At 35.1% G+C, this 7,078-nt stretch carries 7 protein-coding genes; 4 read left to right on the top strand and 3 right to left on the bottom strand.

The features are described from left to right. Positions 1-389: 389 nt before the first annotated feature. From rbr to ispF, 3 genes are all read right to left on the bottom strand, one after another. Positions 390-929 (bottom strand): rubrerythrin, encoded by a 540-nt coding sequence (gene rbr / locus EDD61_RS12215; protein ID WP_008691128.1) that lies wholly within the window; start codon positions 927-929, stop codon positions 390-392. Positions 930-976: 47 nt separating this feature from the next. Further along, positions 977-1,378, bottom strand: a complete 402-nt coding sequence (locus tag EDD61_RS12210) for a Fur family transcriptional regulator (RefSeq protein WP_132225638.1) — start codon at positions 1,376-1,378, stop codon at positions 977-979. A gap of 821 nt (positions 1,379-2,199) precedes the next feature. Next, positions 2,200-2,676, bottom strand: coding sequence for a 2-C-methyl-D-erythritol 2,4-cyclodiphosphate synthase (gene ispF / locus EDD61_RS12205; protein ID WP_132225636.1), 477 nt, complete (start codon positions 2,674-2,676; stop codon positions 2,200-2,202). A gap of 283 nt (positions 2,677-2,959) precedes the next feature. On the opposite strand from ispF, the gene EDD61_RS12200 reads away from it, so the two are divergent. The 4 genes from EDD61_RS12200 (at position 2,960) to EDD61_RS12185 (ending at position 6,692) form a co-directional block, all read left to right on the top strand. Further along, positions 2,960-3,745 (top strand): hypothetical protein, encoded by a 786-nt coding sequence (locus EDD61_RS12200; RefSeq protein WP_132225634.1) that lies wholly within the window; start codon positions 2,960-2,962, stop codon positions 3,743-3,745. Between the two features lie 57 nt (positions 3,746-3,802). Next, a complete protein-coding gene (locus EDD61_RS12195; protein WP_132225632.1) occupies positions 3,803-4,621 on the top strand; it encodes a DUF6612 family protein in 819 nt (272 codons plus the stop codon). Positions 4,622-4,803: 182 nt separating this feature from the next. Beyond that, a complete protein-coding gene (locus tag EDD61_RS12190) occupies positions 4,804-5,361 on the top strand; it encodes a manganese efflux pump MntP (RefSeq protein WP_008691123.1) in 558 nt (185 codons plus the stop codon). A gap of 71 nt (positions 5,362-5,432) precedes the next feature. Beyond that, a complete protein-coding gene (locus EDD61_RS12185) occupies positions 5,433-6,692 on the top strand; it encodes a replication-associated recombination protein A (protein ID WP_132225630.1) in 1,260 nt (419 codons plus the stop codon). The last annotated feature ends 386 nt before the right edge of the window (positions 6,693-7,078 follow it).

Here is a 7,078-nt window from a genome sequence, read left to right as displayed (position 1 = left end):
CTGTTAAAATAAGTACATGCCATGAATTTCCAGCTTTATCAAAAGATTCTGTCAGAATTTAAAAATTGTTACAAATTTTATTGATTTCTATAAACAAATACGTTATATTATACATGTTGGTGCTATCGCCTGACTTGCTTTTTCTTCCCCCACCCATATGGCAAGTCAGTGTATCTTCCCCCAGATTGATAGCATCAACACTTTTTTATTATATGCAACAGCCTGTCTTTACTTTCTTAAGACAGGCCTTTTTTTATAGTTAATATACATATAATTGGTAATTTTATTATATATTGCGCACCTTTAGTTGTCCTGCATCTACGTTTCCCTTGCTTACGAACGACCATAAGAAAAAAGACATACCCGCATAGATATGTCCTATTTCATGATTAGTAGTTTGTTGCTTCTTCAGCGAAATGTGCTCCAGAGTATCCACAAACTGGGCAAGCCTTAGGAGCTGCTGTACCTTCATGACGGTATCCACAGATGTCGCAGATCCAAACTGTTGGTTCTTCTTTTTCAAATACTTTACCGTTTTTCACGTTTTCCAACAGTTTCAAGTATCTTTCTTCATGATGTTTTTCAATTTTTGCTACCTGCTCCATCTGGAAAGCAATTTTAGCAAAACCTTCAGCTTTTGCTGTTTCGGCAAAGTTCTTATACATATCTGTCCACTCATAGTTTTCACCAGCAGCTGCATCTTCCAGATTTACTGCCGTTGTAGGTACTTTATCACCGTGCAGAGCCTTAAACCATAATTTTGCATGTTCCTGTTCGTTACGTGCTGTTTCTTCAAAGATATCTGCAATCTGCTCCATACCTTCTTCACGAGCCATCTGTGCATAGTAAGTATACTTGTTACGTGCCTGGCTTTCTCCTGCGAATGCTGCCATCAAATTCTGTTCTGTTTTAGATCCTTTTAATTCCATGTTTTTTTTCCTCCTATTTAACTTTTATCTTCAAGCGAAAATTTCGCTTAAATACCACTACTGTTTTCTTTCTTTAAACAGTCTTTACAAATGCCTTCTGCCATCATGTTATGTGTGCGTATCAAAAGGCCTGTCTGTGCTTCCATTTGATGATTCCATTCTTCCATATATGGAATATCTAAATCAAGAATACGATCACATCTTACACAATGCAGATGATAGTGGGGATGACTTGTCTTATCATACTGATATCCTTCTACAGGATGGGCAATCTTTTTAATTTCATTCATTTCCACCAGGATATTCAGATTACGATAGACGGTTGCTAGACTTATTTTATTACCATCCTCATTCATGTTCTTGAAAACTTCTTCGGCTGTTACATGTCCATCAATCGTTTTAAGATAATTTAATATCATATCGCGCTGTTTTGATGATTTACGTTTCATTGGAACAGCCCCCTTTCTTAAGAACCGTTCTCATTATAGCTCTTAAGTTTATCATTGTCAACACTTTTTAAGAATATAATTAAGAAATATTCTTATTTTTAAAAAAGATCAGTTTCCTCAAAATTATATAGCTTTCCCTTACAACCTCAGACGAATTTCTCGTTGTTTTCGGCTTAAATTATTATGTAAGTCTTTAGATTTACAATTTATTATTAAGATAACCTATTCATACCGTATCTTCATTGTTTTATTTGTCTATGCAGATACTGTTTTTCTGTATATTGATGTTCAGCATACCTTTTCACTTTAACAATAACTATACATATATCTAAAAAGCAATAAAAAAAATACTATAGCAATTGCTATACATATAATTATCTATGCTTTGTCATTTTTCATTTCCCAAATAACATATTTTTAATCATTTTTTGTTTTTTCTCATTCATAAAATAAATCTTCTTTTATTATCTACTACACAAATTCTATCTAACTTCTACAAGGAAAATCAGCATATTTGATTATTTTAATTATGAAAAACATCCACTTTTTTTTCTTCCTTATCTTTTCCATAAGGTAAAGAGCAAGCGCTATTAAAAGTTTCATCGTTATGAGTAATGAAACAAAGTTCATCAAACTTTTGTTTGCCGGTTTAGCTAAAAAAAGATTGCTCATCAGCATCCCAGACGAATCGTATGAACCTTCATCAGCATAAACTTGTACATACTTCCACAGCCTAAGTTCTTTCCAACTCCTTGATAGTTCGCTAATCTATAAAAAACAATGTCTAAAAAGGCAGCTCCTTTCATCGACATTGATAAATTCTATTTTTTAATTAAAAGTACGATGCATTGTGCTAAGACGCCTTCTTCTCTACCAACAAATCCCATTTTTTCACCTCTGGTAGCCTTGATGCTTACTTGATCAATATCACAATGTAAAGCAGCAGCCACATTCTCACGCATTTTCGCAATGTGGGGAGCCATCTTTGGTCGCTCAATCATGATAAGAGCATCCAAATTATTGATTTTATAACCCTGCTTATCCATCATCTTGTATACTTCCTGCAACATCCATAAAGAATTCATATCCTTATATTCCTTTGCTGTATCAGGAAAATGCTTTCCTAAATCTCCCAAAGCCAAAGCACCCAAAATGCTTTCGGCAATAGCATGCAAAAGGGCATCTGCATCAGAATGACCTAGCAATCCTCTTTCATGGTCAATTTCCACACCACCCAATATTAACTTTCTACCCTGTATCAGTTGATGTATATCACTGGATTGTCCTATACGAAACATATGCTCACCTATCCTTTACTCATCTTAGCATACCCTAATTCCTTTCATTTTTCAATTCACGTTGTATAGAAATCACATCCTATGTACGCATATGTAGATACGATAGATCTCAAGTATATAAAATCACTTTTCATTAAATTGCATAACATATCTTATTTAATCACAAACTTGTAACAGTAAAGATAAAAAACCATAGATTTTCTTTGGAAAATAAATACACTTTCGCGCCTTCTTATGCTAATATAATATTGTATTAAGAAGAAAGAAACGAGGGAAAAAGTAAATGAAAAAATTAACAGCACTCTTATTAAGTGTTGGCGTTCTGTTCTCTATGAGCGCTTGCAGCGGTTCTAAGGTTGACGATAAAGCTTTAGATGCACTGGAAACTGCTATTCAGAATGTAACGGAAATGAAGTCAGCGGATTATGATATCCAAATGGAAGTCAACGCCAGTGGTCAAATGGTGAAAGCTGGAATTGATGGTACCTACAATTTTGAATCAAGCAAACCACAATTTTCTTTAGGTCTTGATTTATCTGCATCCGGACAGAAGATTGATGACTATGTAACAATGTATATGGATTCAAATTATGTCTACACGAATATGATGGGACTTCAGAAAGAAAAAGAAGCCATTAAAGACACTATGAACCAGATTCCTAGTATATCCTTAGATAAGGATACGTTAAAAATTCCTAAGGATAAAATGAAAGAATATCTAGAAGAAGCAAGTATCAAAGGTGATACACTGACATTAGTATTCGATAAGGAAAAATTGAATAAAGAATTGAAAGACAATTTAAATTCTTTAGCTTCTGTTAACGCAAATGTAGCCGGCAATAGCGTGGCGAATGTAAAAGATGCTACCATTAAAGAAGTTAAACTAGTCGTTAAATTAGAAAACGGACAGTTCCGTAAAGCTGATATGAACTTTAACATGACTCAGAAAGCCAATGATAAAGAAGAAGAGGCAAATATTAAACTGTCTATGGAATTTAAAAACGTTGGTAAGAACCAGCAGGTTAAATTCCCAGCGGATTTAAAGACTTATCCAGAAAAGAAAAAATAACATCTAACAGGGTCATTGCTTAAGTAATGATCCTCTTTTAAAAAGGAGGTTAGTGAAATGAAAAAAGGATGGAAAGTAGTTCTCGTAATACTGATGCTGACATTTGGTTTTAGCATGAGTGGCTGTAGCAGTAAAGTAAGTGATGAAGCATTCCAAGTGTATCAAGATACGGTAAAGAAGATGGAAGAGCTGAAAAGTGCAGATATAAAAATGAAAATGCTATTTGATGCAGATGATATGAATATGCATATGAAAGTGACGGCAGATATGCTGTACAATGCAGAGAAACAATTGCAACTTGCCGCAAATTTCGGAGCGGCTATGAGTGGTGTGAAAATGGATGATTTCTTGCAGCTATATGTAAACAAGAATATGTTTTATATGAATATGATGAATCAGGAAAAAATTGCATATAATCTAAAGCCCGTAATTGCTGCCTTAGAAAAAGAGATGCCTAATAGTTTAAATGTTGGTACAAAGGATCAATTTAAAGAATTATCAATGAAAGAACAAGATGGTAAATATCACTTACATGCCGTATTTAATGATAAAACAATGCAAAATGCTTTAAAAAGTGCAAAAAAGACAAACAAGCAATTACAAAATGGAAATTTTGATGCCAAATTAGATAAGTATGAAGCAGATCTTGTCGTCGCTAAGGATAAGATGTTAGAATCTATTGTTATCCATATGGATATGAATATTATTGCCGATAAACAGTCTATGCCTATGAAAGCTGAAGTAACGATGAATATTGCAAAACCAAATCAAGTGACAGACATCAAAATGCCTTCCTTTAAAGATTATCCAAAAGCAGATTTCAATGCTGAAAATTTCTTAACAGACTTTGGAAATACAACTAGTAATACAATTTAACATTGCATTTCTGTTCAATTTCTGATATGATTTAGCCACCGTTAAGGGAGTAGTTGGCTCATGATGAGTAGTTAAGTCAACATGATGATTCAGGTATTGAATCTGGCTTAAGTATTAAACAACGAGACTTATACGTAAGATTTTCTTGCGCCTAAGTCTTTTTTTCTTTGGAGGTATGAAATATGAGTTTAATTTCTGTATTTTTCATAGGTATCGGTTTGAGTATGGATGCCTTCGCTGTAAGCATCGCCAAAGGTATGACGATGAAAAAGCATGAAGTCCTTCGTTATGCCTTAATCCTCGCTGTATTCTTCGGAATGTTTCAGGCCTTGATGCCCTTGCTTGGATGGCTTGCTGGCAGTTACTTTCAGGAAATCATCGCCTCTTTTGATCATTGGATTGCCTTTGGTTTACTGGCAATCATCGGCATCAATATGATTAGAGAAGCTCTCCATCCTGACCTCGATCAACAAGACGCATCTTTATCTCTACAGACGATTCTGATTCTTGCGATTGCCACCAGCATTGATGCGCTGGCTGTGGGCATTAGCTTTGCCTTGTTGGAAGTAGATATCGTCTTAGCAATCGTCATAATTGGCATCACGACCTTTGTATTAAGTTTTCTAGCGGTGTTTATCGGACATTTTATGGGCGGCCTGCTTGAAAAATATGCCGGTATCTTAGGTGGTATTATCTTACTATTGATCGGTATTAAGATCGTAATTGAACACACCCTATAATTCGTTTCATTAATAGTTGGCATGTCCATCCATATCCATGATAAAATAAGATAGAAAGTGAAGTGATCATAATGCAGGAACCTTTAGCCTTTCGCATGCGACCGCAAAAAATAGAAGAAATCATCGGGCAAAAACATTTAATCGGAGAAGGAAACGTCCTTCGTAAATGCTTAGCTGCGAAACGTATCTTCTCTATGATATTTTATGGTCCTCCGGGAACAGGGAAAACAACTTTGGCCATGGTATTAGCAAATGAACTAGAACTACCTTATCGTTTGTTTAATGCTGTAACCGGCAACAAAAAAGAATTGGAACAAATTTTTGCGGAAGCCCGCTTATATCCGGGGCTTATTTTAATTGTAGATGAAGTACATCGTTTAAATAAAGATAAACAGGACTTATTATTGCCACATGTAGAAAATGGCAATATTACCTTGATTGGCGCAACCACCAGTAATCCATTGCATGCCATCAATCCTGCTATACGTTCTCGTTGTCATTTATTTGAAGTTAAAGCACTGTCGCAGACAGATATTGAAGAAGCATTATGCAAAGCTCTGCAATCACCGAAAGGTTTAAATAATGAAATTACAATTGAAGAGGATGCTTTGCATATCATTTCTCGCCACAGTAACGGAGACATCCGCTATGCTTTAAATATATTGGAAATCTGTGCTATCGCTAGTGACGGTTGTATTAGTAAGGCTTTAGTAGAGCAATTCTCGCAAATACCAAACATGAGCATGGATAGCGATGGAGATGGCTATTATGATGTTTTAAGTGGATTTCAAAAATCCATACGTGGCAGCGATGTGGATGCCGCATTATATTACCTTGGTATCATGATTGAGGCAAATGATATGGATAGCATTGAAAGAAGATTACTTGTTACGGCATATGAAGATATCGGTTTAGGCAATCCTGCGGCAGTTGCCCGCTGTGTGCAGGCAATTGATGCGGCTAAGCGTGTTGGCTTTCCTGAAGGAAGGATTCCATTAGCAATGGCTATCATTGATCTTTGTTTATCGCCTAAATCCAAAAGTGCGGAAAGTGCCATTGATGCTGCCATGTCAGTATTGCGCCATACTTCTTATAAAGTACCGGATTATCTTCGCTTTACCCCTGTAAATATGAAGGAAGAGGATCAATATGATTATAATCGCAGTGATATCTGGAATCAGATTCAATATCTTCCGGATGCTTTAAAGGATATCCAATTCTATCATCCACAGATGAATTCTTCTTATGAAAAAGTTCTTGCGCAGAATTTAGAAAAATTACGAAAGGTAAAACGTTCAAGTAATTTAGCGGCCTTAAAGAAAAAACGATAAGAGAAAAAAGGGGTTAAATCTTAAAAAGTACATTATAAGATGATGGTAAGTCTTAATTAAGTCTAGGGATATCTTGCGTATAACATAAAAGAATGAGGTAATGCCCTTATACATATAGAGGCGCCTTATGAAAAAAAGATAGGATATATCTTTTAATTTTCGGATTCATTCTTATGGCAATGACAAGTTCGAATAGGATAGGTAATAGTACCAACCTTTTAGAAAACATTGAAATACTGATAAAATGCAGTTCTCTTATCGTCGTTTTTTTAGCGCAAAACTAATGCTGATAATGGAGTCTTCAATTTATCAAAAGTATCTTACGCAAAAAAGAAGATACAGATCAATGTGAAGCAAGCTATTGGGGGTTATTAGTTTTAAAATGT

This window comes from Longicatena caecimuris (genome assembly GCF_004341945.1).
Lineage (GTDB): Bacteria > Bacillota_I > Bacilli_A > Erysipelotrichales > Erysipelotrichaceae > Longicatena > Longicatena caecimuris.
The sequence above is the reverse complement of the archived record's forward strand: the minus strand, read 5'-3'. Positions and strand labels throughout refer to the sequence as shown.